The sequence below is a fragment of the Geodermatophilus sp. SYSU D00758 genome (assembly GCF_054049955.1).
Map to the genome: position 1 here is coordinate 51,100 of NZ_JBJGYK010000017.1, position 25,739 is coordinate 76,838.

A 25,739-nucleotide genomic window follows, 5' to 3' on the forward strand; every position below is an offset into this window, starting at 1 on the left:
CGCCGTGACCACCGGATCGACCCGGTCCGCGGTCACGGCGCCGTGATCGCCGGGTTCAGGCGGGGAAGAGTGCGTCGATGCGGCGGGCCAGGTCCAGGTCCAGCTCGGTCACCCCGCCGGCCGAGTGGCTGACCAGCGAGAGGTGCAGGGTCCGCCAGCGCAGGTCGACGTCCGGGTGGTGGTCCAGCTGCTCGGCCAGGAAGGCGATCCGGACCAGCGCGGCGACCGCGTCCGGGAAGCCGGGCAGCTCGATCGAGCGCCGGATCCCCTCGCCGTCCCCCGACCACAGCGGCAGCCCGGCGAGGGCGGCGGAGAGCTCGTCGGGGGACAGGCGCGGAGGTCGGGGCACTCGTCCATGGTGACGTGCCGGAACGGCGTCGTTCCAGGGGCCCGCGGCGCGCGGAGCGTGGCGTGGGGTCCGACGGCCTGGTTCCAGCGGCGCGCGGAGCGTGGCGTGGGGTCCGACGGCCTGGTTCCAGCGGCGCGCGGAGCGTGCCGTGGGGTCTGACGGCCTCGTTCCAGGGGCCCGCGGCGCGCGGAGCGTGCCGTGGGGAGGAACGAGGTCCTTCTAGGCGTGCAGGCCGCACTCGGTCTTGCCGCGGCCGGCCCAGCGACCGGCCCGGGGGTCCTCGCCCGGGGCCACCGGCCGGGTGCACGGCGCGCAGCCGATCGAGGCGTAGCCGACCTCGTGCAGCGGGTTGACCGGCACCTGGTGCTCGGCGATGTAGGCGTCCACGTCGGCCTGGGTCCAGGCGGCGATCGGGTTGACCTTGACCATGCCACGCCTGGTGTCCCAGTCGACCAGGCGGGTGCCGGCCCGCGTCGGCGACTCGTCGCGGCGCACCCCCGAGCCCCACGCCGCGTACCCGGCCAGCGCCCGCGCCAGCGGCTGCACCTTGCGCAGCGCGCAGCACAGGTCCGGCTCCCGGTCGTGCAGCCGCGGGCCGTGCTCGGCGTCCTGCTCGGCGACCGTCCGCTCCGGGGTGACGTTCACCAGGGTGATCGGCAGGACCCCGCTGATCCAGTCCCGGGTGCCGATCGTCTCGGCGAAGTGGTAGCCGGTGTCCAGGAAGACGACGTGCACGCCCGGGACGGCGCGCGAGGCCAGGTGCGCCAGCAGCCCGTCGGCCATGGACGACGTGATCGCGAAGCCCTCGCCGAAGGTCTCCCCGGCCCAGCGCAGCACCGCCAGGGCCTGCTCCACCGGGTCGGCGACGGCCTCGAAGCGGGCGTCGGCCTCGGCGGCCAGCTCGGGGGTCGGCGCGACGGCGGTCGTCATGGGTGCTGCACTCCTGTCCCGGTCAGCCGGACGGTGAAGGTCCGCAGGCAGGCGGCGCAGTGCCACTCGCCCCCGTCCCCGTGCGGGGTGAGCTCCTCGTCCCCGCAGTAGGGGCAACAGAAGACCGGCAGCTGCCGCGTCCGGCCCGAGGGCGTGTCCTCGGTCACACGAGCCACGCTTCCTCGGCCCGGGCGACGTAGGCGGCGAACCGCTCGCCCGGCTCGCGCCGCTCGAGGTACCCGCGCAGCACGCGCTCGCAGTAGTCGGCCGTCTCGGCCTTGGTCACCTTGTGGCCGCGGAACTTCCGGCCGAACGCGGCCTCGACGCCGAGGTGCCCGCCGAGGTGCACCTGGAAGCCCTCGACCATCTCGCCCGAGTCGTCGCGGACCATCGACCCCTTGAACCCGATGTCGGCGGTCTGGAAGCGGGCGCAGCTGTTGGGGCAGCCGTTGACGTTGATCGAGACGGGCTCGTCGAAGTCCGGCAGCCGCTTCTCGAGCTCGGCGTACAGGTCCTGCGCGTGGCCCTTGGTCTCCACGATGGCCAGCTTGCAGAACTCCAGGCCGGTGCAGGCCATGGTGCCGCGGCGGAAGGCCGAGGGCCGGACCTGCAGGTCGTGCTCCGCGAGCGCGGCGACGAGGCCCTCCACCCGGTCGTCGGGGACGTCGAGGACGACGAGCTTCTGCTGGGCCGTCGTCCGGATCCGGCCCGCGCCGTACTCGTCGGCCAGGTCGGCCACGCGGGCCAGCAGCTCACCGCCGATGCGGCCGGTGCGCAGGGCGAAGCCGACGGCGTTGCGGCCGTCCTTCTGCCGCATGACGCCGACGTGGTCGCGCTGGTCGTGCTTCGGCGGCGCGGGCGCGGGGCCGTCGGGAAGCTGCCGGTGCAGGTACTCGTCCTCGAGCACCTGGCGGAACCGCTCGGGGCCCCAGTCGGCCATGAGGAACTTGATCCGGGCGTGGTTGCGCTGCCGGCGGTAGCCGTAGTCGCGGAAGACCGCCGTGCAGGCGGCCCACACCTCGGTGACCTCCTCGGGCCGGACGAACACGCCGATCCGCTGGGCCAGCTTGGGGTTGGTCGACAGCCCGCCGCCGACCCACAGGTCGTAGCCCGGCGTGCCGTAGTCGTCGAGGACCCCGACGAAGGAGACGTCGTTGATCTCGTGCCCGGTGCAGTGGTCGGCGCACCCGGACATCGACGTCTTCCACTTGCGCGGCAGGTTGCTGAACTCCGGGCTGCCGACGTACTTGGCCACCGTCTCGGCGACCACGTCGGTGGCGTCGATCACCTCGTCCTCGAGGACGCCGGCCAACGGGCAGTTGAGCATCACGCGCGGGGTGTCGCCGCAGGCCTCCATGGTGGACAGGCCCACCGCCTCCAGCCGCCGCCAGATCTCGGGCACGTCCTCGATGCGGATCCAGTGCAGCTGCACGTTCTGCCGGTCGGTGACGTCGGCGACGTCGCGGCCGAACTCGGTGCTGATGCCGCCGATGACGCGCAGCTGCTCGCTGGTGAGCTGCCCGCCGTCGATGCGCACGCGCAGCATGAAGTAGGAGTCCTCGAGCTCCTCGGGCTCCAGCACGGCGGTCTTCCCGCCGGGGATGCCCTGGGCGCGCTGGGTGTAGAGGCCCATCCAGCGCATCCGGCCGCGCAGGTCGGAGGGGTCGATGCCGTCGAAGCCGGTGTGCGCGTAGATGTCGAGGATCCGCTGGCGGACCTCGAGGCCGTCGGAGTCCTTCTTCATCCGCTCGTTGGGGTTGAGCGGCTCGCGGTAGCCGAGCGCCCACTGGCCCTGGCCACGCTGGGGACGGCTGCTGGTGCGGGGGGTGGTCACGTCGTCTTCTTCCTGCGCCCCTCCGCCGGGACGGCACCCGGGCACGAGGGCGCTGCCGGATCGGGGTGGCGCAGCGGGTGCTGCGCGAGGGGACCGGGGTCAGCGCTCCGGGCGACAGACGGCGCTGCTCACCAGCGCCAGGTCGATGTGGCGGCGCTCGACGAGCAGCAGGCCACGACCGGTCACCCGCCCATCGTCCCACACGACGGGGGATCAGCGAGCCGGGGCACCGGCCCCGCCCCGGGCGCGGGGTCCCTCCAGGGGTCGGTCCTCCATCGCGGCGCGGACGAGGGCCACCGACCGCGCCAGCGGGGTCACCGACGTGTCGATCACGAGCTCGGGGTGCAGCGGCGGCTCGTAGGGGTCGCTCACCCCGGTGAAGACCGGGATCTCCCCGGCGCGGGCCCGCGCGTACAGCCCCTTGACGTCGCGCTCCTCGCAGACCTCCAGCGGGGTGGCCAGGTGCACCAGCACGAACCGGCCGTGCCGCTCGACGAGCGCCCGGGCCTCCTCGCGGGCGGCCTCGTACGGGGCGATGGCCGCGACGACCGCCGTCCCCCCGTGCTTGACCACCTCGCCGGCGACGAAGCCGATCCGGCGGATGTTGAGGTCGCGGTGCTCCCTGGAGAAGGACAGCTCGCTGGAGAGGTGGGTGCGGACGACGTCCCCGTCGAGAACCGTCACCGGCCGGCCCTCGGCCTCCAGCTCGGCGATCAGCGCGTCGGCGATGGTCGACTTCCCGGCCCCGGACAGGCCGGTGAGGAACACGGTGACACCCCGGTGCGGCGCGCTCATGCCGCCATCCTGGCCCAGCCGGTCGCGGTCGCGGTCGGTCGGGCGTCCCGGCGGCCGGGTCACCCCCGCGGTTCGGAGGAGAACGAGCGCCACGCCTCCTCGAGCGCGGCCAGCTCCGCCACCGCGCCCGGCAGCTTCCCGGCCACCACGTCGGCCAGCGTCACCTCCTCGAGCACCCGCCGGTAGGCCTCCCGGGCGGCCACCCACACCGAGGCGAGGGGTCCGGCGGTGCCCGGGTACTCGACGTCCTCCGGGCGCTGCCCGTGCACCTCGGCGAGGAAGCCCTGCTCCACCCGCATCACCCGGGCGATCGAGACCTCCTCCGGCGGCAGCGCGAGCCGGTAGCCGCCCTCGCGGCCGCGCTGGCTGGTGACCAGCCGGGCGTGCTGGAGGTCGCCGAGGATGGACTGGAGGAAGCGCGAGGGGATCTGCTGGGCGGTCGCGATCCGGTCGCAGGTGAGCGCGCCGGGGGCGACCGCCGCCAGCTCCACGGCCGCGCGGACGGCGTAGTCGACGCGGGCGGTGATGCGCACGGGGCCCATCCTGCCCGGTCTGCGACCCTGGGCGGGTGCCACGACTGCGGTTCACCACCCTGGTGGAGGCGCCGCTGACGGTGGCCTTCGACGTCGCCCGCGGCCCCGACGGCTCCTGGTCGCCCCCGCTCGAGGAGGTCGAGGCGGTGCGACCGGAGCGCGTGGTGCACGCCCGCGGCGGCCTGCGGCGCACCCGCCGGTTCGCCGCCACCGGCGCGGGGACGCGGGTCGACGACGAGCTCGAGTGGGCCGGCCGGCTGCCCGGCGCCCTCGGCCGGGTGGCCGACCGGCTGCGCGTCCGCCGGCTGGGCCGGGCCGCGTCCGCCCGGCTGGACGCCTACGCCGCGGTGGCCGCCCGGCGGGCGCGCGACGTCGTCCAGGTGGTCGGTGCGGCCCTCGTGGACGGCGACCGAGTGCTGGTCGCCCAGCGCTCCGGTGGCCCCTACGACGGCTGCTGGGAGTTCCCCGGCGGCAAGGTCGAGCCGGGCGAGGACGAGCGCGCCGGGCTGGTCCGCGAGCTCGAGGAGGAGCTGGGGCTCACCGTGGTGCCCGGTGCCTTCCTCGGCGAGGTGGTGCTCGACGGTGTCGTCGCCGGGGGCGCGCCCGGGGGGTCCACCCTGCGCCTGTGGTCGGCCACCGCCGCCGGGGGAGCGGCCCCGACCGCCCACGAGCACGCCGAGCTGCGCTGGGTCGGTGCCGCCGACCTCGACGACCTCGACTGGATCCCCGCCGATCGGCCGCTGCTGCCGGCCGTCCGGGGGCTGCTCGACGGGCGCCGCTGACCGGACCCTGTGGACCCTGTGGCGCCCGCCGCGAGGAGGCGGACTCCTTGCGGCGGTACGGAGCGCGGGCCGCAACTCCTCCCGAGGGGGTCGACCCCTCCGCCCGCAACCACGATTCCACGCTGTGAGACGGTGAGCCGAGGTCACAAGTCGGTGTCGGTCGTGGCGGCCGGTGCGCTACGCGCCTAGGTTTTCCCGACGTACCGACCGACCGGTACCTGTCCGCACGATCCCGCCGGCCCGGCCGCGCGCCCGGCCGCCGGAGAACGAGACCATTCCCCCCGCAGCGCGGGACGAGGGAGGCATTGCACGTGAGGTTGAGCAAGCGATCCGCGGCGTTCATCGCGACCGGGCTGTCCGGCGCGATGGTGCTGTCCGCCTGTGGCGGCGGGGACGACGAGGGCGGCACCGGCGCGGCCGGGGGCGACGGCGGGTCCTTCAGCGTCTACATCGGTGAGCCGGAGAACCCGCTGGTCCCCGGCAACACCAACGAGACCGAGGGTGGCCAGATCGTCGACTCGCTGTTCACCCGGCTGGTCCAGTACGACGTCGAGACCAACGAGGCGGTCTTCACCGGGGTCGCCGAGTCGATCGAGTCCGAGGACCAGCAGACCTGGACGGTCAACCTCAAGGAGGGCTGGACCTTCCACGACGGCACGCCGGTCACCGCGCAGTCGTTCGTCGACGCGTGGAACTACACCGCGTACAGCCCGAACGCGCAGGGCAACTCGTACTTCTTCTCGAACATCGCGGGCTACGACCAGCTGCAGGCGCCGACCGACGACGCCGGCAACGTCACCGGTGAGCCGGCCGCCACGGAGATGTCGGGCCTGCGCGTCATCGACGACCAGACCTTCGAGGTCGAGCTCACCTCGCCGTACGCGCAGTGGCCGACCACCACCGGGTACACCGCGTTCGCCCCGCTGCCGGAGGCGTTCTTCGAGGACCCGGAGGGCTTCGGCGAGCAGCCGATCGGCAACGGCCCGTTCCAGGCCGAGGAGGCCCTCGTCCCCGGCCAGGGCATCACCCTGACCCGCTACGAGGACTACGCCGGCGAGACCGAGGGCAACGCCGACTCGGTCGAGTACCGCATCTACACCGAGCAGAACACCGCCTACACCGACCTCCAGGCCGGCAACGTCGACATCGTCGACCAGCTGCCGCCGGAGGTCATCGCCTCGGCGGAGGGTGAGTTCGGCGACCGGTACATCGAGACGGCGCAGGGCGACATCACCTCGCTGGGCTTCCCGACCTACGACCAGCGCTTCGCCGACCCGAACGTGCGCAAGGCGTTCTCGATGGCGATCGACCGGCAGGCGATCAGCGACGCCATCTTCAACGGCACCCGCACCCCGGCGACCTCCTACATCAGCCCGGTCGTCGACGGCTTCCGCGAGGACGCCTGCCAGGTCTGCGACCTGGACGTCGAGGAGGCCAACCGGCTGCTCGACGAGGCCGGCTTCGACCGCAGCCAGCCGGTCGACCTGTGGTTCAACGCCGGCGCCGGCCACGACGCCTGGATGGAGGCCATCGGCAACCAGATCCGGGAGAACCTCGGCGTCGACTACAACCTGCAGGGCAACCTGGACTTCTCCGAGTACCTGCCGCTGCAGGACGCGCAGGGCATGACCGGCCCGTTCCGGTCCGGCTGGATCATGGACTACCCGGTCGCCGAGAACTTCCTCGGCCCGCTGTACTCCACCGCCGCCATCCCGCCGGCCGGGTCGAACGTGACCTTCTACAGCAACCCGGAGTTCGACCAGGCGCTGGCCGCGGGTAACTCCGCGGAGTCGAACGACGCGGCGATCGAGGCGTACCAGAACGCCGAGGACATCCTCCTCGAGGACCTCCCCGCCGCGCCGCTGTTCTACCGGCTGAACCAGGGTGCGCACTCGGAGAACGTCGACAACGTCATCATCGACGCCTTCGGCCGCGTCCGCGTCGCGGACGTTCAGGTCGTCGGCTGACCCTGTAGGGAACGCACCACCCGCCGGGGGCGCCGTCCACGCCAGGACGGTCGCCCCCGGCGGCGCGTGTGCCCTCGACAGAGCACGATGGATCCGGCGCCCGCCCGTCAGGCCGGCGCACACACCCGAGGGGGGACATGGGCCGCTACGTCGCGCGCCGCCTCTTGCTGACCATCCCGGTCCTGATCGGCGCCTCCTTCCTGATCTTCGCGCTGGTGTACGCCCTGCCCGGCGACCCCATCCGCGCGCTCGGCGGTGACCGCCCGCTCTCCCCGGCCGTGCAGGCCGAGCTCCGCGAGGAGTTCAACCTCAACGACCCGTTCGTCATCCAGTACGTCAAGTACCTCGGCGACCTGGTCCAGGGCGACTTCGGCACCGACTTCCGCGGCCGCGAGGTGCTCGACACGATCGAGCAGCGGCTGCCGGTCACCGTCCGGCTGACCGTGGTCGCGATCGCGATCGAGGCGGTCATCGGGATCATCGCGGGGGTCCTGGCCGGCATCCGCCGCAACGGGTTCCTCGACAACCTGGTCCTGGTGTCAAGCACGCTGGTCGTCTCGATCCCGATCCTGGTGCTGGCCTTCGTCGCGCAGTTCGTGTTCGGCCTGCAGTTCGGCTGGTTCCCCATCGCCGGCATCGGGGACGGCTGGTACAGCTACCTGCTCCCGGGCATGGTGCTCGCCGCCGGCTCGCTGGCCTACGTGGCCCGGCTGACCCGCACGAGCGTGGCGGAGAACCTGCGCGGGGACTACGTGCGGACGGCGCGGGCCAAGGGCCTGCCGAGGCGGACGGTCATCGTCCGCCACACGCTGCGCAACAGCCTCATCCCGGTGGTCACCTTCATCGGCGCCGACATCGGCACGCTCATGGGCGGTGCGATCGTCACCGAGTCGGTGTTCAACCTGCCGGGTCTCGGGCGGGCGGTCTACGACGCGATCCGTGCCCAGGAGGGCGCGGTCGTGGTCGGCATCGTGACGCTCTTCGTCTTCTTCTTCATCTTCTTCAACCTGGTGGTCGACGTGCTCTACGCCGTCCTCGACCCGAGGATCCGCTATGACTGACCCGACCCGGCGGTCCACGGTGACCGACCAGCAGCAGGCCGACCTGCGCCACGACGAGGTCCAGGCCGGGACGCAGACCGGGCTGGAGGACCCGGACGTCGACGTCACCGACGCCCGGCAGAACAGCCTGTGGAGCGATGCCTGGGGCGAGCTCAAGCGCAACCCGCTGTTCTGGATCGGCTCGCTCCTCGCCCTGGGGTTCGTGCTCATGGCGCTGTTCCCGTCGCTGTTCGCCCGGGGCGCCGACCCGCGGGACTGCAGCCTGGCCAACAGCCAGCAGAAGCCCTCGGCCGAGCACTGGTTCGGGTTCGACCAGCAGGGCTGCGACTACCTCGCCAACGTCGTCTACGGCGCGCGCAACTCGCTGATCATCGGCCTGCTGGCCGTGGCGGTGGTCCTCGTGATGGGGGTCCTCGTCGGGGCGGTCGCCGGGTTCTTCGGCGGCGGCGTCGACAGCCTGCTCTCCCGGATCACCGACATCTTCTACGCCCTGCCCCTGGTGCTCGGCGCCCTCGTGGTGCTGCGCAGCGGGACCCTCGGCCGCGGGGTGGTGGCGGTCGCCATCGCGCTGGCCGCGTTCGGCTGGATGACCGCGATGCGGCTGGTCCGGTCCCAGGTGATCGCGGTGAAGAGCTCGGACTACGTCGCGGCGGCCCGGGCCATGGGCGCGTCCAACGGGCGCATCCTGGTCCGGCACATCCTGCCGAACGCGGTGGCGCCGGTGCTGGTGTACACGACGATCACGATCGGCGTGCTCATCGCCGCGGAGGCCACGCTGACCTACCTCGGCGTGGGCCTGCAGCGGCCGGCGATCTCCTGGGGCCTGCAGATCGACGCCGGGCAGAACCTGCTGCGCGTCTCGCCGCACCTGGTGCTCTTCCCGAGCCTCGTCCTGACCCTGACCGTGATGGCGTTCGTGATGCTGGGTGACGCCCTGCGCGACGCCCTCGACCCGAGGCAGCGCGCATGACCCGCCCCGACCTGTCCGAGCCGACCCCGGCGTCGGGCTCCACCGGCACCCCCGTGCTCGAGGTCGACGACCTGCACGTCGAGTTCCGGACCCGCAGCGGCGTCGTGAACGCCGTCAACGGGGTCAGCTACTCCCTCGCCGAGGGGGAGACCCTGGCCATCCTCGGGGAGTCCGGGTCCGGGAAGTCCGTGTCCGCCCAGGCGATCATGGGGATCCTCGACTCCCCGCCGGCGCGGATCAACGGCGGGGGCATCTTCTTCCAGGGGCGCGACCTGCTGACGATGCCGGAGGAGGAGCAGCGCAAGGTCCGCGGGCCGGGGATCTCGATGATCTTCCAGGACGCCCTGTCCTCGCTGAACCCGGTCTACAGCGTCGGCTTCCAGATCGGCGAGATGTTCCGCGCGCACCGCGGCACCTCGCGCAAGGAGGCCAAGCAGCACGCCATCGAGCTGATGGACCGGGTGCGCATCCCCGGCGCCCGGGCGCGGGTGAACGACTACCCGCACCAGTTCTCCGGGGGCATGCGGCAGCGGGTCATGATCGCGATGGCCATCGCCCTCGACCCGCGCGTCCTCATCGCCGACGAGCCCACCACCGCTCTCGACGTCACGGTGCAGGCCCAGGTGATGGACCTGCTCAAGGACCTCCAGCGCGACACCGGCATGGGCCTGATCCTCATCACCCACGACCTCGGCGTGGTCAACGAGGTCGCCGACAACGTCGCGGTCATGTACGCCGGGCGCATCGTCGAGCGGGGCACCGTGGACGACGTGTTCAGCGACCCGGCGCACCCCTACACCGACGGCCTGATGAGCTCGGTGCCGCAGGTAGAGCACAAGGGCGGCCGGCTGCTGCCCATCGTCGGCCAGCCGCCGAACCTGGCCGCGATCCCGCCCGGCTGCCCCTTCCACCCGCGCTGCTCGCGCCGCCGGCTCGGGGCCGACGCGCTGCCGGGCCGGGTGTGCGACACCGATGTCCCGCCGCTGCGGCTGGTCGTGCCCGGCCGCGAGGCGGCCTGCCACTACAGCGAGGAGGTCCTCGGTGCCTGACGACAGCCCCGGGAGCACCGCAGCGGGGAACGAGCGAGCAGCGGACCGGGGCGCGGAGTCGGGCCGGGCGACACGGCCTGACGACAGCTCCGGTGCCACGGCGGCATCCCTCTCCAAGGGGACGCCGCTCGCCGAGGGCACGTCCCTCGCCACGGGGGCGCCGCGTCCGTCCACCCCGCCCACCGGCGACGCGCTGCTGGAGATCCGGGACCTGCAGAAGCACTTCCCGCTGACCCAGGGCGTCGTCTTCAAGCGCACCATCGGGCACGTCCGCGCCGTGGACGGCGTCAACCTCACCCTGCGCCGCGGGGAGACGGTGGGCCTGGTCGGCGAGTCCGGCTGCGGCAAGTCGACGGTGTCGAAGCTGATCGTGGCGTTGGAGAAGCCCACCGGCGGGTCGATCGTCTACAAGGGCCGCGACGTCACCGGGCTCTCCGGCAAGGCCCTCAAGGAGTACCGCCGCGAGGTCCAGATCATCTTCCAGGACCCGTACGCCTCCCTGAACCCGCGGATGACCGTGGGCGACATCGTGGCCGAGGGCTGGTCGGTGCACGACGACGTGGCCCCGAAGAAGGGGCGCCTGCAGCGGACCCAGGAGCTGCTCGACCGGGTCGGCCTCAACCCCGACTACGTCAACCGCTACCCGCACCAGTTCTCCGGCGGGCAGCGGCAGCGGATCGGGATCGCCCGCGCCCTGGCGCTGCGGCCGGAGATCATCGTCTGCGACGAGCCGGTGTCGGCCCTCGACGTGTCGGTCCAGGCCCAGGTGGTCAACCTGCTCGAGGACCTGCAGCAGGAGTTCGGGCTCTCCTACCTCTTCATCGCCCACGACCTGTCCGTCGTCCGGCACATCTCCGACCGGGTGGCGGTCATGTACCTCGGCAGCATCGTCGAGGAGGGCACCGACGAGCAGGTGTACGGATCGCCCTCGCACCCCTACACGCAGGCGCTGCTCTCCTCGGTGCCGCTGCACGAGCCGCACCTGCGGGGGCAGAAGGACCGCATCCTGCTCCAGGGCGACGTCCCCAGCCCGGCCGACCCGCCCTCGGGCTGCCGGTTCCGGACCCGCTGCTGGAAGGCCCAGGACATCTGCGCGCAGGAGCCGCCGGCCCTGGTCGACCGCGGCCAGGGGCACCCGTCGTCCTGCCACTTCGCCGAGGCCCGTGAGGTCGTCCCCGTCGACGCCGAGTGAGGTGTTCCCGGCCCGGGCCGCCGTGATCACGGGGATCCGGCCGAGGTCCCCGGCGCGTCGGCCCGGGCCGCGTGCACCACCCCCGTGATCGACTCGGCGGTGGGGTCGCAGGACCCCGGTCCGGGCGGTCCGGGGAGAATGGCCCACCGTGACCGCTGACCGCCGCCTGCTGCTCGTGCACGCCCACCCCGACGACGAGACGATCAACAACGGCGCGACGATGGCGCGCTACGTCGCCGAGGGCGTCTCGGTCACCCTGCTCACCTGCACCCTCGGCGAGGAGGGCGAGGTGCTCGTGCCCGAGCTGGAGCTGCTCGGCCCCGAGCACGCCGACCAGCTCGGCGGGTACCGGATCGCCGAGCTGCGGGCGGCGATGGAGGCGCTCGGCGTCACCGACTGGCGCTTCCTCGGCGGTCCGGGGCGGTACCGGGACTCCGGGATGATGGGGACCCCGGCCAACGACAAGCCCCGCGCGTTCTGGCGGGCCGACCTCGACGAGGCGGTCGCGCACGCCGTGGCCCTCGTCCGCGAGGTGCGCCCGCAGGTCGTCGTCACCTACGACGAGAAGGGTGGCTACGGCCACCCCGACCACATCCAGGCGCACCGGGTGGCGATGGCCGCGGTCGAGCGGGCCGCCGACCCGGCCTACCGGCCCGACCTGGGCCAGGCGTGGGACGTCGCCAAGGTCTACTGGTGCTGCATGCCCCGCTCGGTGCTGCGGCAGGGGGTCGAGGCGATGGCCGCGCTCGGCGAGGAGTCGCCGTTCGACTCGCTCGGCGACCTCGACCAGGTGCCCTTCGCCGTCCCCGACGAGGTGGTCACCGCCGCCGTCGACGGCCGGGCCCACGCCGGGCGCAAGGACGCCGCCATGCGCGCGCACGCCACCCAGATCACCGTCGACGGGCCGTTCTTCGCGCTGTCCAACAACCTCGGCCAGGAGGTGCTCGGCGTCGAGTACTACCGCCTGGTGCGGGGCGAGCGCGGTCCGGCCGGGCAGGGGGCGAACGGCTGGGAGGACGACCTGTTCGCCGGCATCGACGGATGAGGGCGGCGGCGCGGGTCGCCGGCGGGCTGCTCGTCGTCGCACTGGCCACCTGGCTGGCCCTCGTCGAGGTCTTCTGGCTGCCCCTGCGGGTCGGCGGGGTGCCGGCCCCGGTCTCGGTGGCCGCGGCGGTGGCCGGGAACCTGCTGCTGGTCCCGCTGGCCGCGCGGCTGACCGGCTCCCGCGCGGCCGCCGTCCTCCCGGCGCTGGCCTGGCTGGCCGTGGCCCTGGCGGCGAGCACCCGCCGGCCGGAGGGGGACCTCGTCATCACCGGTGGCGGGGTCACCGGGGTGGTCAACCTCGCCTTCCTGCTGCTGGGCGTCGTCGCGGCGGCGTTCGCGGTGGGCCGGGTGCTCGCCGCGCCGCGGGTCAGCCCGGGGCCAGCCGGTAGTGGTACCGGTGGTGCTCGATGAACCCGGCCCGCCGGTACAGGGCCCGGGCCGGCGCGTTGGACGCCGTCACCTGCAGGTAGACCCACCGGGCGCCGCGCCGCGCCCCCCAGCGCAGCAGCGCGGCCATCACCGCGGTGGCCAGGCCCTGCCTGCGGTGCGCCTCCTCGACGGTCACCGCGGCCACCCCCAGCCACTCGCCGGTGACCACCCCGCGGCCGACGGCGGCCAGCGGCGCCGGCTCCGGTTCCCGCCGGACCGAGGCGAAGGCGACCTCGTCCGCGTTGGTGAGGACCGAGCGCGCGGTGGCCGGCAGCGGGCGCCCGCGGTGCCGGTACCCGGCGAGCCAGGCCTCGTCGGGCGCGGGGGAGAGGTCGACGGCGACGGCGTCGTCCGCCGGGGGCACGGCCAGCGGGGCGGTGAGCACCAGGACGTCCTCGTCCCGCTCCCAGCCCGCGGCGGCGAACGCGGCGTCCGCCGCGCGCGACGCGACGCCCGGCAGTTGCGCGGCGGGCCGCAGGTCCCGGGCGGCGTACCAGGCGGTCACCGCCGCGACCGCCTCCGGCAGCGGCATCCCGGGGTCGCCGACGACGAGGGCGGAGTTGGCCCGTCCGGTGAACCCGCCCCCGGCACGCAACACCCAGTCGCCCAGCGGCTCCTCCTCGGTGCCGCGCCAGCCGCGGGCGGCCACGCGCTCCAGCTCGGCCACCCCCACAGGGCTGCGGCTCTGTCCCATGCCCGCGATCCTCGCCGGTCCCGCCCGGGCCCCTCCACGGGGGCAGCCCGGCCGCCCCCGTCGCACGCGGGGCCCCGGTCGCACGACATACTGAACGCTGTTCCTGCGCACCCGGGGGAGCCCCCGGGAGCGCCGCTCGTCCGCCTCGGAGGAAGCCCGTGACCTACGTCATCACCCAGGCCTGCGTCGACGTCCTCGACAAGGCGTGCATCGACGAGTGTCCGGTCGACTGCATCTACGAGGGCGAGCGGATGCTCTACATCCACCCCGACGAGTGCGTCGACTGCGGTGCGTGCGAGCCGGTCTGCCCGGTGGAGGCCATCTACTACGAGGACGACGTCCCCGACAAGTGGAAGGACTTCTACAACGCCAACGTGGAGTTCTTCTCCGACCTGGGCAGCCCGGGCGGTGCGGCCAAGACCGGGAAGATCGGCAAGGACCACCCGCTGGTGGCCGCCCTGCCGCCGCAGGGCGAGGGCCACTGACGACCACCGCTGCGGGGACGGCGGCCGGCCGGCTGCCCGACTTCCCCTGGGACTCCCTCGCCGGTGCCCGGGCCAAGGCGGCCCGGCACCCCGGCGGTGTCGTCGACCTGTCCATCGGGACGCCGGTCGACGACACCCCGGCGGTGCTCCAGGACGCGCTGGCCGGCGCCGCCGACGCCCCCGGCTACCCGACCGCGCTGGGCACGCCCGATCTGCGCCGCGCCGCGGCCGGCTGGCTGCAGCGGCGCCTGGGCGTCCGCCTGGCCGACCCGCTGGGCGCCGACCCGTCGGTCATCCCCACCGTCGGCTCCAAGGAGCTGGTCGCCCTGCTGCCGACCCTCCTGGGGCTGCGCGGCGCCGGCACCGTGCTCGTGCCCGAGGTCGCCTACCCGACCTACGAGGTGGGGGCGGTGCTGGCCGGCCTCGCGGTCCGGCGCACCGACACCCCGCCGGACGACGCGGCCGGCGTCGTCCTCGTCTGGCTGAACTCCCCGGGCAACCCGCACGGCCGGGTGCTCCCCGACGCGCAGCTGCGGGCCTGGGTGGCCTGGGGCCGGGCCCACGGCGTCCCGGTCGTCGCCGACGAGTGCTACGTGACCCTGGGCTGGGACGTCGAGCCCCGGTCGGTGCTGCACCCGGCGGTGGCGGGGGAGGACCACACCGGCCTGCTGGCGGTGCACTCGCTGTCCAAGCAGTCCACCGCGGCCGGCTACCGCGCCGGGCTGCTGTCGGGGGACCCGTCGCTGGTCCGGCGGGTGTGGGAGGTCCGCCGGCACCTGGGCCTGCTGGTGCCCGGCCCGGTGCAGGCGGCGATGGCCGCCGGGCTCGCCGACGACACGCACGTCGACGAGCAGCGCGAGCGCTACCGGGCCCGCCGCGAGCGGCTGGCGGCCGCCGTCCGGGCCGCCGGGGCGCGCATCGACCACTCCGAGGCCGGGCTGTACCTGTGGGTCACCCGCGACGAGGACTGCTGGGCGACCATCGACTGGCTGGCCGACCGGGGCATCGTCGCCGCACCGGGCTCCTTCTACGGCCCGGCCGGCGCGCGGCACGTGCGGCTGGCCCTGACCGCCACCGACGAACGGATCGCCGCGGCCGCGGGGCGCCTGGCGGGGTGACCCCCGCCGCCGTGGGCGCCCGGGCGGCGGCCCGCTGGGGGCTGCGGCTGGGGCGGCCGTTCCCGACCAGCGGCCGGTTCGTGGCGCCGGCCCGGCGTGCGGACGGGACCGCGGTGGTGGTGAAGGCGGGGGCCGCCGGCGACCCCACCCTCGCCGGGGAGGCGGCGGCGCTGGCCGCCTGGGACGGCCGGGGTGCGGTCCGGCTGCTCGACGTGGCCGCCGACGCGGAGGGGACGGCGCTGCTGCTGGCCGCCGCCGTCCCCGGCACCGACCTGTCCGGCCTCCCCGACGCCGCCGCGCTGCCCGTGCTGGCCGCGGTCGCGCGGCGGCTGCACCGTTCGGGCGCGGCCCGGCCGCCGGGCGTGCCGGACAGCCGGCGACGGGTGCCGCTGCTGCGGGCCGGCTCCCCGCTGGTGCCCGCGGACCTGACCGCGCGCGCGGCGGGCACGCTCGAGCACCTGCTCGGGACCGCGGCGCCCGCCGTGCTCTGCCACGGCGACCTGCACGGCGCCAACGTGCTGCGCGACGGCGACGGCTGGGTCGCCGTCGACCCGCACGGCGTGTGGGGCGAGCCCGCGCTGGACGGAGGGACGGCGCTGCACAACCCGCCGCGGCCGTGGGCGGCGCTGGCCGGCCTGGCCGGCCTGGTCGACCGGCGGGTGGCGCTGCTCGCGGCGGGGTTGGGGGTGCCGCCGGGGCGGGCCCGGGCGTGGGGGTTCGTGAGCGCGGCGGTGGGTCTGCTGTGGGGCGCCCAGGAGACCGGCCGCGCCGATCCGGACCTGATCGCCCTGGCCCGCGCGCTGGCCGGCCCGTTGCCCTGACCCGGCCCCCCGCTGCGCGGGGTGCGATCGGCGCCGGTCGCTCACAGCGGTTCTCAGGCAGCTCGTCGGGTGGGGTAGCCGCGGTCGCGGACTGCGTGCCGGGGGCGGGCGCAGGGAGGGACCGAGCCCGGGTGACCCGGTCCCTCCCTGCTCGATCCGGCCGCGCGTCGCCTCGGGTCAGGCCACGCACCCGCCCAGCGCGATCTGGGCGTCGATCGCGCTGATCTGCCGCTGCACGGCGCCCAGCTGGCTCTCCAGGTCGTTCACCACCGCGCGCTGCCGGGCGATGGCGTCCCGGTTCTGCTTCTTCTGCGCCTCCAGGTCGCGGAGCACACGCTGCGCCGCGGTGACCTTGCCGTCGAGCGCGGTCACCTCGCCCTGGAGCGTGCGCAGCCGCGACTCCGTCTCGCTGACCTCGTCGTTGAGACGGTTGAGCTGGTCCAGCAGTGGGGCCACGCGGGTCTGCAGGCCGAGGACCTCGGCCTCCTTGGCCGTGATCCTGCCGTTCAGATCGGTGAGGGCGGCCGCCAGGCGGTCGAGGTCGGCGTTCAGCGTGGTCACCTCCCCCTGCTGGGCGATCACGGCGGCGTCGGCCGCGTCCAGGCTCTCCTGCAGCTCGGCGAGCTCGCCCTCCAGCCCGGCGACCTCGGCCTCCTGAGCGGCGACCGCTGCGATCGCGTCCCCGAGGGCGGCCTCGGCCCGGGTGAGGTCGCTCCGCCGGCTCTCCAGCACCGCCTGCTGGTCGGCGATCTCCTGCTGGGCAGCGGCAACGCCGTCCACGAGCGTCGGGAGTGCGTCCTCCAGGCCGGCGACCAGCTCCTCCTGGTCGGTGACCGGCTGGCGGGCGTCCCGCTCCGCGACCTGCAGCCCCGCCAGCTCGGCTCGCAGGCGGTCGAGCTCGGTCGTCCCGGCCGCGACGGCCTGGTCGGCGGTGGCCACGTCGGCCTGCAGCGCCGGGAGCTGCTCCTGGAGCGCGGTGATCCGGGCCTGCTCGGTGGTCACCGCGGCGTTGGCGGCCGTCAGCTGGGCCTGCAGCGGTGCGGCCTGCTGCTGCAGGGCGGCGCTTTCCGCTTTCTTGGCGGCGAGCTGGGCGTTGAGGGCGTCGACGTCGGCCTTGAGCCGGGCCAGGTCGCCGGAGAGGCCGGCGATCTGCGTCGTCGTGTCGGTGATCCGGTTCGTCACCGTGGTGAGCTCGGCCCGGTACGACGCGATCGCGGCCTCCCGGGCCTCCCGCTCCTCCTTCTTGCCGCCGTTGATCGCCGACAGGCGGGCGACCTCGGCCTCCAGGAACGACTTGCGGACCTGGAGCCCGGACAGCTCGGCCCGGGCCCGCTCCAGCTCGGCCTGCTTCGCGGCGACCTGGGCGCCGGCCGCGTCGACCTGCTGCTGCAGGTCGGCGATCTGCGCGTTCAGGGCCTCGGTCCGCGCCGTGTGCGCGGCGAGCTCGTCGGCGGCGTCCTGGGCGTCGGCCTGCAGGGTGGCCAGCCGGCCCTGCGCCGTGCGCACCGCCGCGGTCAGCGTCGCAAGCGCCTCCGCGGCAGCGGCGGCGTCCTCGCGCTGGGCCGAGAGCTCGGCTTCGGCACGCCCGATCTCGGTCTGCTTCGCGGTGACGAGGTCCGCGGCCGCGGCGGCGTCCGCCTGGAGCCCGGTGAGCGTCGTCCGGGCCTCCTCGACCGCGGCCACCTGGGCGTCGAGCTCCGCCTGGGCGGCGGTGCCCTCGTCCTGCAGCCGCTGCAGCTCGGCCTCGGCGTCGCGGACCGACTGCTCGGCCCCGGTCACGGCGGCGGAGGCCCGCTGCGCCTCCGCGGTGAGCGTCGCGAGCTCGGTCCGGGCGGTCTGGAGCTGCTGGTCCTTGCGGGCCAGCGTCTCCGCCGCACCGGCCGCGCCGGCCTGCAGCTGGGCCAGCCGCTGCTCGGCCGCCGCGATCTCGGCGTTCTTGGCGGCGATGTCCTCGTCCACCGTGGCGGCCTGCGCGCGCAGCCGGGCGGCGGCCTGCTCGGCGTCCTCGAGCTGCCGCTGGAGAGCCGCGACCTGCTCCTGCACGGCGGTCTGCTGCCCCTGGAGGTCCTGCAGCGCCCGCTGCGCGTCCTCGACGGCCCGGGTGGTGGACTCCGTCGTGCTCAGGAGCGTGGCGAGCTCGTTCTCGGCCGCCTCCAGGTCGGCGTCGATCCGGCCGCGCTCCGCGTCGAGGGCGGCGATGTCGCCATGGGCGGCCGAGATCTGCGCGGTCAGCCGGTCGGCGGTCGCCTGAAGAGCGGCGCGCTCGGCCTGCAGCCGGCTGATCAGCTCGGCGTTCCGGCGGGCCGCCGCGCGGAGCAGGTTCTCCTGCACCGACCCCCGGTGCGCCAGCTGGTTCACGACCCCGGTGCAGATCCCGTCGGCAGGGGCGGCGGGCGCCGCGTGCGCGGGGCTCGTGCTCAGCACGCCGGCGAAGACCATCGGGATGACGAGTGCCCGGGCTGCCCGGCGGGCTCCGGAGGTCGGCGTGGGCCGGTGTGCGTGCGTGGTCATGCTGGTGTGCTCCCCGTTGCGTCGCAGTGGCCGGTACGGGCACGTGCCACCGCCGCCGGAGGCGGCCGGGTGCTCCCGTACAGGTGTCCAAGACCACCCGCGTCGGTTTCGCTACTCGCTCCCCGGGGCCCAAGCGACCACGTACAGGTCCCGGATCAGTGCGTCACGGTGTGACAGCGGAACGGTAGGTCGCGTGCGACCGGGCCGGAACCTCGTGACGCGTTGAGATGTCTCAACACACCCCCTGGGGGGAGTTCAGCTCCTGCCTGGGCCGCCGCGCGCCAGGGCGACCGCGGCCTCGCGGTCGGGCACCCGGAGCTTGCGGAGGATCCCGGAGACGTGGGTCCGCACGGTCACCGGCGCGACGTGGAGCTCCCGGGCGATGCCCTCGGTCGACAGCCCGGACCCCATGAGGTCCAGGACCTCCGCCTCCCGGGCGGTCAGCCGCTCCAGCGCCGCCCTCGCCTTCGGGGTCAGCCGGCGGCGCGGGCGCGCGTGGAACTCCTCGGCCATCTTGTGCACCAGCCACCGCGGCAGCACGGTCTCTCCCGCCAGGATGCGGCGCAGGCTGTCGCACAGCCGGTCGGGGTCCATGTCCTTGAGCAGGTAGCCGGAGGCGCCGGCGCGCAGGGCGTCGAAGAGGTCGTCCTCATCGGCGGACGCGGTGAGCATGACGACCGCGGTGTCCGGCAGGGCGCGGGTGATCTCCCAGGCGGCGGTGATCCCGCTGCCGGGCATGTGCACGTCGAGGAGGCAGGCGTCCGGCCGCAGGTGCTTCGCCGCCGTCACCGCGCCGGCGGCGTCCGCGGACTCCGCCACGACCTCGCAGGATCCCGACTCCAGGGCCTCCCGCACCGATTCGCGAACGGGGGCGTGGTCGTCGGCGACCACCACGCGGAGGACGCCGCTCACCGCCGGGTCACCTGCACCGTCGCTCCTCTCCCGGGCGCCGACTCGATGCGCCACTCGGCCCCCAGCGCCCGTGCGCGTTCCCGCATGCTGATCAGCCCGAAGCCGCCGTCCGGCCGGGTGCGTGGCGTTGCGAGATCGAAGCCCCGCCCGTCGTCGGCGACCGTCAGGCACAGGGGCTCGGCGCGCAGGTGCACCCGCACCTGTCGGGCCCTGCCGTGCCGGACGGCGTTGGTCACGGCTTCGCCGACGATCCGCAGGAGATCCTCCCGCTCCGCCGGTGGCAGACCGATTGCGGGGTCGAGGTCGGTGACCACCTCGATGTCGTGGCGGGCGGCCATGTCGTCGGCGAGCTGCTGCAGAGTCCGGGTGAAGGTCTCGTCCAGCGGCCGGGTGAGGGCGGCGATCGCCCGCCGCGCCTCGTCCAGGGCCCGCCCCGACGCGGCGCCGATGCGCTCGGCGGTGCGCGTGTCACCCGGGTGGGCGGCCAGCCACCGGGACCGCGCGGCGATGTAGGCCAGCTCCTGCGTCAGGCCGTCATGCAGGTCGCGAGCCATCCGGCGCCGGTCCTCGAGCACGGCGGTCCGGGCCCGGAGCTCCCAGTAGGAGCGGATCTCCCGGGACGCCCCGACGAGCACGAGCACGTAGAAGCCGAGCCGGAAGAGATCCCCGGTGTAGACGTACTCCGAGTACAGGGACGGGAAGAGCAGGTAGTGCACCCGCGCCACGGCGGCCAGCACGCAGGCGGCCCCGAACCAGCGCAGGAGCTCGTCCCCGGTGCGGCCCGCCTGCCGGGTGAAGGCCGCCGCCGCGATCGCGTACAGGACCACTCCGAGCCCGTGCACCGTCAGGACCGCGGGGTGGGCCGCGAGGAGAGGACGGCTGGCGTCGTCCAGTGCGACACCGGGGTCGACCGTCGGCGGCAGGGCCGAACCGTGCCACAGCGCCAGGATGCCGACGGCCACCACGGTGCCCGCCGCGGCCAGCACCCCCACCGTCGTGCGGCGGCGCCCGACCAGCGCCGTCCGGGGGAGCACGGCGGCGGTGGCCAGCAGGACCGTCCCGAGGAACCGGATGGCCAGGGCGGCCCAACGGCTGTGCTCCTCGTCGCCCCCCGACGTCAGCGCCCCGGGGACCGCGCTGAGCCCCAGGTTGGCGACCGCGACGGTGACCAGCGCCAGCACGAGGAGGAGTTCCTGCAGCCGCCGGTGCTCGCGGAAGCGCCCGTAGACGAGGAACCCCACGAGGAGGGCGACCAGGGCGTTGCCCGTCTCGAGCGCCACGTGCAGTGCAGGAGAGCGGTAGGCGAAGTCGAGGAACGGCAGGGCGGTGACCCCGATGGTGACCACCGCTGCCACGACGGCCACCCGCCGGGTCAGCCGGGCCGCCGAACAGGCACTCGGGGGGCCGCCGCTCGACACGCCCCGCAGGGTAGGTCCGGACCAGCCGGTTCCGCGGCCGGGAGCGCCGTACCGCCACCCCTCGTGGGGAGCCGGTGCGCTCCCGCGGCCACGCTCTGCCCTCGTCCGCCGGGGTAGCGGCAGGCGAGCCCGGGCCCACTCGCTGGTCGGGTCAGGGGCAGCCCCGGTCCCCGCCGGAGAGCGCCGCGGTGAGCTCCTCGGCCATCGTGGCCCAGCGCTGGTAGGCCTCGGGGAACGCCGAGCGCTGCACGATCTGCGCGGCGTCGGTGACCCGGCGGCCCTCCCAGCCCGGGACCTGCACCAGGCGGTCGTAGAAGATGCCGGCCGCGTAGACCGGGTCCTGCACCTGCTCCGGCGTCCCCCAGCCCTGCGAGGGGCGCTGCTGGAAGAGGCCGAGGGAGTCGCGGTCACCGTACGGGAGGTTGCGCAGGCTGGACTCCTGCATGGCCGTGGCGAGGGCGATGACCACGGCCTGGTGGGGGAGGCCGCGGTCGAAGCCGACCTGCGCGATGGTGCGGGCGTTGCCGACCTGCTCGCCGGTCAGCCGCATCCCGGTCGCGGGCAGGGTGCACTCCGCCGTCGCCATCGGCAGGTCGTCGCGGGTGGCCCGGGCGGAGACGGCGAGGAGGACGACGACGAGGACGACGACGCCCACCCAGACCCAGCCGGCCAGGTCGCGCCGGTTCGGGCGGCGCCCGCGGGCCGGCCGGCGCGCGGGCCTCCGGGACGTGGTGCCGCTGCGGCCCCGGGCCCCCGGGTTCCGGCGGACCGCCGTCGCGCTGCCGCCTCGTCCGCTCACCCGGCCGACTGTAGGCGGCCGGGGTGCGCTCTCGGCGGTGTCGCGGGGGAGGTGTCGCTCGCTACGGTGTCGCCGCCACCGCCTGCGAGGAGACCCATGGCCGACGTCCTGCTGCCCGGCATCACCGCCACGCGGGTGACCACCCCCCGCCTGACCCAGAACGTGCTGCACCCCGAGGGCGTCGACCCGGCCGGGCCGGGGGAGACGGTGCTGTTCGTGCACGGCAACGTGAGCTCGGCGCTGTTCTGGCAGCCCACGATGCTCGCCGTCGCCGAGGTCGGGCGGGCCCGGCCGCTCGCGGTCGACCTGCGCGGCTACGGCGACACCGACCCGCTGCCCGTGGACGCCACCCGCGGGGTCCGGGACTGGGCCGACGACCTCGGCGCGCTCGTCGACACCCTGGGCCTGGACCGGGTGCACCTGGTCGGCTGGAGCATGGGCGCCGGCGTCGTCCTCCAGCACCTGCTCGACGCGCCGGAGCGGGTGGCGTCGGTCGCGCTGGTCGCCCCCGTCTCGCCGTACGGCTTCGGCGGCACCGCCGGCCCGGAGGGGCGGCGGCTGTCGGAGGACGGCGCCGGCTCCGGCGGCGGCGCGGCCAACCCCGACTTCGTCGCCGCCCTGGCGGCCGGGGACACCGGCGACGCGGCGCCGACCAGCCCGCGCTCGATCCTGCGCGCCTTCTACGTGGCGCCGGGCTCCCTGCCGCTCGACCCGCGGCTGGAGGACGTCTTCGTCGCGGCGATGCTCTCGACCCGCACCGGCGAGGACCACTACCCGGGGGACAGCCGGCCCGCGAGCGCCTGGCCGGGGCTGGCGCCGGGCACCCGGGGGGTGCTCAACACGATGGCGCCCACGGTCTTCGACGTCTCGGGGATCGTCGACCTGGCCGGCAAGCCCCCGGTGCTCTGGGTCCGCGGGGACGCCGACGCCATCGTCTCGGACGCGTCGGTGTTCGACCTGGCGCAGCTGGGGGTGCTGGGCGCGGTCCCCGGCTGGCCGGGGGAGCACGTCTGCCCGCCGCAGCCGATGGTGACCCAGACCCGCGCGGTGCTCGACCGGTACGCCGCGACCGGCGGGGCCTACCGCGAGGTCGTGCTGCCCGGGGTCGGGCACTCGCCGCACGTGGAGCGCCCGCAGGAGTTCACCGTCGCGCTGCTCGAGCACCTGGACCGGCCGGCGCTGGTGCCCTCGAACACGCCGGAGACGCCGGGCCCGGGGGACGTGGGCTGACGCCTGCGCTCGATGCGCTCCCGGACGCCCGCGTCCCGTGATGCCTGCCCCGGGACGTCCGCCGTCGCGCGGGCGTCCCGGGCAGGGCGTCCCGGGCGGTCCGCGCCGGCTCAGGAGCAGGCGGGCACCGGGGGCAGGCCGGCCAGCGCGGGCGCCAGCCGCTCCTCGGTCACGGCCTCGTCGACCATGCGGCCGGACAGGTAGGCGTCGTAGGCCCCGAGGTCGAGGTGGCCGTGCCCGCACAGCGCCGTGAGGATCACCTTCTCCTCGCCCGACTCCCGGCAGGCCAGCGCCTCGCGGATGCAGGCGGCCAGCGCGTGGGTCGGCTCCGGGGCCGGCACGATCCCCTCGGTCCGGGCGAACTGCACGGCGGCCGCGAAGCACTCCGTCTGCGGCAGCGCCATCGCCTCCAGCAGGCCCAACTCGTAGACGTGCGACAGCAGCGGGGCCATCCCGTGGTACCGGAGCCCCCCGGCGTGGATGGGGTCGGGCACGAAGTCGTGGCCGAGGGTGTGCATCTTCATGAGCGGGGTCATGCCGGCGGTGTCGCCGAAGTCGTAGGCGTAGACGCCACGGGTGAGCGACGGGCAGGACGCCGGCTCGACGGCGCGGATCGTCGGTGACATCCGCCCGGCCAGCTTCTCCCGCAGGAAGGGGAAGACCAGCCCGCCGAAGTTCGAGCCGCCGCCGGTGCAGCCGACGACGACGTCGGGCGCCTCCTCGACGGCGGCCAGCTGGAGGAGGGCCTCCTCCCCGATGACCGTCTGGTGGAGCAGGACGTGGTTGAGGACGCTGCCGAGGGCGTACCGGGTGCCCGGGTCCGCGGCGGCCACCTCCACGGCCTCGCTGATCGCGATGCCGAGCGACCCCGGGTGCTGCGGGTCCTCGGCCCGGATCCCCCGCCCGGCGCTGGTGAGGTCCGACGGGGAGCGGTGCACCCGGGCCCCGAAGACCTCCATCATCGTCCGCCGGTAGGGCTTCTGGTCGTAGGAGGCGCCGACCTGCCAGATCTCGACGTCCAGGTCGAACAGCGCACCGGCGAAGGCTAGGGCGGTGCCCCACTGGCCGGCGCCGGTCTCGGTGGTCAGCTTCCGGATCCCGGCCTGCGCGTTGTAGAAGGCCTGCGGTACGGCCGTGTTCGGCTTGTGCGAGCCGGCGGGCGAGACGCCCTCGTACTTGTAGTAGATCCGGGCCGGCGTGCCGAGCGCCTTCTCGAGGCGGTGCGCGCGGTACAGCGGCGCCGGCCGCCAGAGCCGGTACACGTCGAGGACCTCACCGGGGATGTCGACGTACCGCTCACCGGTGACCTCCTGGGCGATCAGGGCCTCGGGGAACAGCGGTGCCAGGTCGTCCGGACCGACCGGCTGCAGGGTCCCGGGGTGCAGCGGTGGAGGCGGTGGTCCGGGCAGATCGGGGACGACGTTGTACCACTGCGTCGGCAGTTGGGACTCGTCCAGCAGGATCTTGTGCTGCAACGCCGCCATGCCGTCTCCTCCGGGCCGGGTCCACGAGGGTGCGCCGAGCCTAGACGGCCCGGCGGCGTGGGAGGCCGCGCGGAACGCGGCCGGTGCCCGCCCGCCCCGTGGGTCCTCGTCGTCCACGACCCGCGTTCCCGCGGGAACGCCCCAGGCTCAGGCGTCGGTGGCCGGACCGGGACGTTCCCACGGAAAGGCCCCGGGCCGGCGCACCGCCCGCCGCCGGACCTGGGCAGAGCGGCGAACGCGGAGGAGGACGACCGCAGCGCGCCGCGACCGGGCGGTGGGGTCAGTTGGCGTGCAGCTCGGCGTTCAGCGCACCCCAGTCGCCGTCCCGCGGGAGCGCCTCCAGCGCGCCGGTGACGCTGTTGCGGCGGAACAGCAGCCCGTCCCGGCCGGAGAGCTCGGCGGCCTTGACCGTGGAGCCGTCCGGCAGCGCGACGCGCGCCCCGGCGGTGACGTAGCAGCCGGCCTCCACGACGCACCGGTCGCCCAGGGAGATGCCGATGCCGGCGTTGGCGCCGAGCAGGCAGCCCGAGCCGATCGAGATGACCGCCTTGCCGCCGCCGGAGAGGGTGCCCATGATCGACGCGCCGCCGCCGATGTCGCTGTCGGCGCCGACGACCACGCCGGCGCTGATCCGGCCCTCCACCATCGACGGGCCGAGCGTGCCGGCGTTGTAGTTGACGAAGCCCTCGTGCATGACCGTCGTCCCCTCCGCCAGGTGCGCCCCGAGCCGCACCCGGCTGCCGTCGGCGACGCGCACCCCGGAGGGGATGACGTAGTCGACCATCCGCGGGAACTTGTCCACGCCGTGCACGGTGACCTGCCCGTACGCGGCCCGCAGCCGGTGCGGGTTGAACGTGGCCGCCTCGACCGGGCCGGCGCTGGTCCACGCCACGTTCGTCAGCAGCCCGAAGACACCGGTCATGTCCACCCCGTGCGGCCGGACGAGCCGGTGCGACAGCAGGTGCAGGCGCAGCCAGACGTCGTGGGTGTCCACGGGCGGGGCGGAGAGGTCCGGGACGACGGTGCGGACGGCGATCACCTCGACCCCGCGGGCCTCGTCGCGCCGCACGAGGCCGCCGTAGTCGGGGCCCAGTTCACCGGAGAGCTCGAGCGCGCCCAGGCGGGTCGTCCCGGCCGGCGCCCCCTCGGGCGCGCCGAGGCGGGGCTCGGGGTACCAGGTGTCGAGCACCGTGCCGGAGGGCGTCACGGTGGCCAGGCCGGCGGCGACGGCGGAGAGCGGGGCGGCGGCAGTCACGCCCCGACGCTACCCAGCCCGGCCGGGCGCCCGGACCGCCGGTGGACGGCAGGTGACCGTCCGGAGAACCGGGCGCG

General features: G+C 74.9%; 25 protein-coding genes and 1 riboswitch. Of the genes, 12 read left to right on the plus strand and 13 right to left on the minus strand.

Annotated elements, in window-relative coordinates:
- Window positions 1–55 precede the first annotated feature (55 nt).
- From ACI8AC_RS14220 to ACI8AC_RS14245, 6 genes are all read right to left on the minus strand, one after another.
- Window positions 56–349 (minus strand): 4a-hydroxytetrahydrobiopterin dehydratase, encoded by a 294-nt coding sequence (locus tag ACI8AC_RS14220; protein ID WP_456898442.1) that lies wholly within the window; start codon window positions 347–349, stop codon window positions 56–58.
- A 219-nt stretch (window positions 350–568) separates the two neighbouring features.
- Window positions 569–1,279 carry a phosphoadenylyl-sulfate reductase gene (locus tag ACI8AC_RS14225; RefSeq protein WP_456898443.1) on the minus strand — a complete coding sequence of 237 codons (711 nt, stop codon included), beginning with the start codon at window positions 1,277–1,279 and terminating at the stop codon, window positions 569–571.
- A complete protein-coding gene (locus ACI8AC_RS14230; protein WP_456898444.1) occupies window positions 1,276–1,446 on the minus strand; it encodes a hypothetical protein in 171 nt (56 codons plus the stop codon). The genes ACI8AC_RS14225 and ACI8AC_RS14230 overlap by 4 nt, the downstream gene beginning before the upstream one ends.
- Window positions 1,443–3,113 carry a nitrite/sulfite reductase gene (locus ACI8AC_RS14235; protein ID WP_456898445.1) on the minus strand — a complete coding sequence of 557 codons (1,671 nt, stop codon included), beginning with the start codon at window positions 3,111–3,113 and terminating at the stop codon, window positions 1,443–1,445. The genes ACI8AC_RS14230 and ACI8AC_RS14235 overlap by 4 nt, the downstream gene beginning before the upstream one ends.
- 213 nt (window positions 3,114–3,326) lie before the next feature.
- Window positions 3,327–3,908, minus strand: a complete 582-nt coding sequence (cysC, locus tag ACI8AC_RS14240; protein ID WP_456898446.1) for an adenylyl-sulfate kinase — start codon at window positions 3,906–3,908, stop codon at window positions 3,327–3,329.
- Between the two features lie 59 nt (window positions 3,909–3,967).
- Entirely contained in the window at window positions 3,968–4,450 is a 483-nt protein-coding gene (locus tag ACI8AC_RS14245; RefSeq protein WP_456898447.1) for an RrF2 family transcriptional regulator, read from the minus strand.
- A gap of 26 nt (window positions 4,451–4,476) precedes the next feature.
- On the opposite strand from ACI8AC_RS14245, the gene ACI8AC_RS14250 reads away from it, so the two are divergent.
- From ACI8AC_RS14250 to ACI8AC_RS14285, 8 genes are all read left to right on the plus strand, one after another.
- Window positions 4,477–5,223 (plus strand): (deoxy)nucleoside triphosphate pyrophosphohydrolase, encoded by a 747-nt coding sequence (locus tag ACI8AC_RS14250; protein ID WP_456898448.1) that lies wholly within the window; start codon window positions 4,477–4,479, stop codon window positions 5,221–5,223.
- Window positions 5,224–5,534: 311 nt separating this feature from the next.
- Window positions 5,535–7,190, plus strand: coding sequence for a peptide ABC transporter substrate-binding protein (locus ACI8AC_RS14255; RefSeq protein WP_456898449.1), 1,656 nt, complete (start codon window positions 5,535–5,537; stop codon window positions 7,188–7,190).
- Window positions 7,191–7,327: 137 nt separating this feature from the next.
- Entirely contained in the window at window positions 7,328–8,251 is a 924-nt protein-coding gene (locus ACI8AC_RS14260) for an ABC transporter permease (RefSeq protein ID WP_456898450.1), read from the plus strand.
- Window positions 8,244–9,221: an ABC transporter permease gene (locus ACI8AC_RS14265; RefSeq protein ID WP_456898451.1), complete on the plus strand. Its 978-nt coding sequence runs from the start codon at window positions 8,244–8,246 to the stop codon at window positions 9,219–9,221. Before ACI8AC_RS14260 ends, ACI8AC_RS14265 begins: the two co-directional genes overlap by 8 nt.
- The gene (locus ACI8AC_RS14270; RefSeq protein WP_456898452.1) at window positions 9,218–10,270 is read left to right on the plus strand and encodes an ABC transporter ATP-binding protein; all 1,053 of its coding nucleotides are present in this window, start codon (window positions 9,218–9,220) and stop codon (window positions 10,268–10,270) included. The genes ACI8AC_RS14265 and ACI8AC_RS14270 overlap by 4 nt, the downstream gene beginning before the upstream one ends.
- On the plus strand, window positions 10,263–11,462 hold the full coding sequence (locus ACI8AC_RS14275) for an ABC transporter ATP-binding protein (RefSeq protein ID WP_456898453.1): 1,200 nt from the start codon (window positions 10,263–10,265) through the stop codon (window positions 11,460–11,462). Before ACI8AC_RS14270 ends, ACI8AC_RS14275 begins: the two co-directional genes overlap by 8 nt.
- Before the next feature lie 148 nt (window positions 11,463–11,610).
- On the plus strand, window positions 11,611–12,507 hold the full coding sequence (mshB, locus tag ACI8AC_RS14280) for an N-acetyl-1-D-myo-inositol-2-amino-2-deoxy-alpha-D-glucopyranoside deacetylase (protein WP_456898454.1): 897 nt from the start codon (window positions 11,611–11,613) through the stop codon (window positions 12,505–12,507).
- Entirely contained in the window at window positions 12,504–12,917 is a 414-nt protein-coding gene (locus ACI8AC_RS14285; RefSeq protein ID WP_456898455.1) for a hypothetical protein, read from the plus strand. The genes mshB and ACI8AC_RS14285 overlap by 4 nt, the downstream gene beginning before the upstream one ends.
- Here ACI8AC_RS14285 and ACI8AC_RS14290 read toward each other — a convergent pair.
- Window positions 12,874–13,629, minus strand: coding sequence for a GNAT family N-acetyltransferase (locus ACI8AC_RS14290; protein WP_456898456.1), 756 nt, complete (start codon window positions 13,627–13,629; stop codon window positions 12,874–12,876). The two genes, ACI8AC_RS14285 and ACI8AC_RS14290, sit on opposite strands and share 44 nt — an antisense overlap.
- A gap of 158 nt (window positions 13,630–13,787) precedes the next feature.
- Here ACI8AC_RS14290 and fdxA point away from each other — a divergent pair, with 158 nt between their 5' ends.
- From fdxA to ACI8AC_RS14305, 3 genes are read left to right on the plus strand one after another with little or no spacing between them, the layout of a single operon-like run.
- A complete protein-coding gene (fdxA, locus tag ACI8AC_RS14295) occupies window positions 13,788–14,114 on the plus strand; it encodes a ferredoxin (RefSeq protein ID WP_117376009.1) in 327 nt (108 codons plus the stop codon).
- 32 nt (window positions 14,115–14,146) lie between these two features.
- Window positions 14,147–15,232: a succinyldiaminopimelate transaminase gene (gene dapC, locus ACI8AC_RS14300; protein ID WP_456898517.1), complete on the plus strand. Its 1,086-nt coding sequence runs from the start codon at window positions 14,147–14,149 to the stop codon at window positions 15,230–15,232.
- Entirely contained in the window at window positions 15,229–16,053 is an 825-nt protein-coding gene (locus tag ACI8AC_RS14305; protein ID WP_456898457.1) for an aminoglycoside phosphotransferase family protein, read from the plus strand. Before dapC ends, ACI8AC_RS14305 begins: the two co-directional genes overlap by 4 nt.
- Before the next feature lie 177 nt (window positions 16,054–16,230).
- On the opposite strand, the gene ACI8AC_RS14310 is transcribed toward ACI8AC_RS14305, so the two are convergent.
- The 4 genes from ACI8AC_RS14310 to ACI8AC_RS14325 form a co-directional block, all read right to left on the minus strand.
- A complete protein-coding gene (locus ACI8AC_RS14310) occupies window positions 16,231–18,564 on the minus strand; it encodes a hypothetical protein (RefSeq protein ID WP_456898458.1) in 2,334 nt (777 codons plus the stop codon).
- Between the two features lie 92 nt (window positions 18,565–18,656).
- Window positions 18,657–18,739: riboswitch (cyclic di-GMP riboswitch) on the minus strand.
- 80 nt (window positions 18,740–18,819) lie between these two features.
- Window positions 18,820–19,476, minus strand: a complete 657-nt coding sequence (locus tag ACI8AC_RS14315) for a response regulator (RefSeq protein WP_456898459.1) — start codon at window positions 19,474–19,476, stop codon at window positions 18,820–18,822.
- Entirely contained in the window at window positions 19,473–20,894 is a 1,422-nt protein-coding gene (locus ACI8AC_RS14320; protein WP_456898460.1) for a sensor histidine kinase, read from the minus strand. Before ACI8AC_RS14320 ends, ACI8AC_RS14315 begins: the two co-directional genes overlap by 4 nt.
- 151 nt (window positions 20,895–21,045) lie before the next feature.
- Window positions 21,046–21,693 (minus strand): hypothetical protein, encoded by a 648-nt coding sequence (locus tag ACI8AC_RS14325; protein ID WP_456898461.1) that lies wholly within the window; start codon window positions 21,691–21,693, stop codon window positions 21,046–21,048.
- Window positions 21,694–21,789: 96 nt separating this feature from the next.
- Between ACI8AC_RS14325 and ACI8AC_RS14330 the strand changes: the two genes are divergently transcribed.
- A complete protein-coding gene (locus ACI8AC_RS14330) occupies window positions 21,790–22,923 on the plus strand; it encodes an alpha/beta fold hydrolase (protein WP_456898462.1) in 1,134 nt (377 codons plus the stop codon).
- A gap of 110 nt (window positions 22,924–23,033) precedes the next feature.
- Here ACI8AC_RS14330 and ACI8AC_RS14335 read toward each other — a convergent pair whose 3' ends face one another.
- Together ACI8AC_RS14335 and dapD are read right to left on the minus strand one after the other, a co-directional pair.
- The gene (locus tag ACI8AC_RS14335; protein WP_456898463.1) at window positions 23,034–24,407 is read right to left on the minus strand and encodes a TrpB-like pyridoxal phosphate-dependent enzyme; all 1,374 of its coding nucleotides are present in this window, start codon (window positions 24,405–24,407) and stop codon (window positions 23,034–23,036) included.
- Between the two features lie 280 nt (window positions 24,408–24,687).
- Window positions 24,688–25,662 carry a 2,3,4,5-tetrahydropyridine-2,6-dicarboxylate N-succinyltransferase gene (gene dapD, locus ACI8AC_RS14340; RefSeq protein WP_456898464.1) on the minus strand — a complete coding sequence of 325 codons (975 nt, stop codon included), beginning with the start codon at window positions 25,660–25,662 and terminating at the stop codon, window positions 24,688–24,690.
- Window positions 25,663–25,739 lie beyond the last annotated feature (77 nt).